This window comes from Burkholderia alba (genome assembly GCF_034721475.1).
Classification (GTDB): domain Bacteria; phylum Pseudomonadota; class Gammaproteobacteria; order Burkholderiales; family Burkholderiaceae; genus Burkholderia; species Burkholderia alba.
Window position 1 is genome coordinate 1 of record NZ_JAWJWL010000140.1, and the last position, 1,132, is coordinate 1,132.

Here is a 1,132-nt window from a genome sequence, read left to right on the forward strand (position 1 = left end):
GCCTTGACGCGATGGGCGAACCCCGTACCGAACTTGTCGCACCAGCGGCGGATCGTCTCATGGCTGACGATCACGCCGCGCTCGAACAGCCACTCCTCGATATCACGCAGGCTCAGCTGGAAGCGGAAATACCCACGCACGGCCTGAATGATGATGGCTGCTGGAAATCGATGTCCACGATAGAGTGATGTCGTCTTTATCCCGTCATCCTACGCTAACGTGACAGTGCCCTGCCGCGTTATCCCGCGAAAAATGCAGCACGACAACGGCAACGCGAATTGGCACTGATCGACAGCACCCTCTGGCTCGAGGCTCTTGTCATTGGGTCACCGCAGCATCACCCGCCCTGGGGGAAAACNTGATGTCGTCTTTATCCCGTCATCCTACGCTAACGTGACAGTGCCCTGCCGCGTTATCCCGCGAAAAATGCAGCACGACAACGGCAACGCGAATTGGCACTGATCGACAGCACCCTCTGGCTCGAGGCTCTTGTCATTGGGTCACCGCAGCATCACCCGCCCTGGGGGAAAACCAACGCCGGTCAGTTCACGAAAATCTTGCGTCACCTCGTCCAGATCATGATGTCACCTGCCGCGGCCGACATGGTCCGGCACCAGCTTGATCGCTGGCATCTTCCCGAGCGCCGTCAACGCTGAGCTTGCCAGACTTTTCGCGTTGACGATGGCGCGAACGGCATCTTGTCGTTTGTGGCGCCCGATTATCTACGGCATCGGCAATTCGTCCATGGTTTGCTCGGCTACTATCTGCGCCTCGCGCCGGCAAACAAGGCGCCACTATACGAGCTGACGATGTTGATCGCACGTGAAATTTCGATATCGCAACTCGCTCGCTGGCCCGCGGCCGCAGTCGGCTGGGTGTCACCGGCATCGAACCTCTCACCACGTCCCCGCAGCGCGCCACGCGAGCGGCAGCAATCAAGAAAACCGATAAGGCCGCCTCCTCTATTCAGTACGTGAAAGCTGCACGGCACTACACGACAAAGGCTCATTCGCTGTTTATTCGTTCATATTCGCAGTTATTTCGTTCTTCGACATTGATGCCGAGATCGCAGCATGGGCACGCGTACTTGACCCGCTGGAGCATCCCGCGCCGTTTACAACAGCTACGCCAT

Annotated in this window: 1 protein-coding gene and 1 pseudogene; one reads left to right on the forward strand and one right to left on the reverse strand. The window is 58.2% G+C overall.

Annotated elements, in window-relative coordinates; genetic code table 11:
• Window positions 1–200, reverse strand: a pseudogene (locus tag RZR99_RS32865) (IS6 family transposase); the annotation flags it as partial.
• A 252-nt stretch (window positions 201–452) separates the two neighbouring features.
• Between RZR99_RS32865 and RZR99_RS32870 the strand changes: the two are divergent.
• Window positions 453–656: a hypothetical protein gene (locus tag RZR99_RS32870; protein WP_323123835.1), complete on the forward strand. Its 204-nt coding sequence runs from the start codon at window positions 453–455 to the stop codon at window positions 654–656.
• Window positions 657–1,132: the final 476 nt, after the last annotated feature.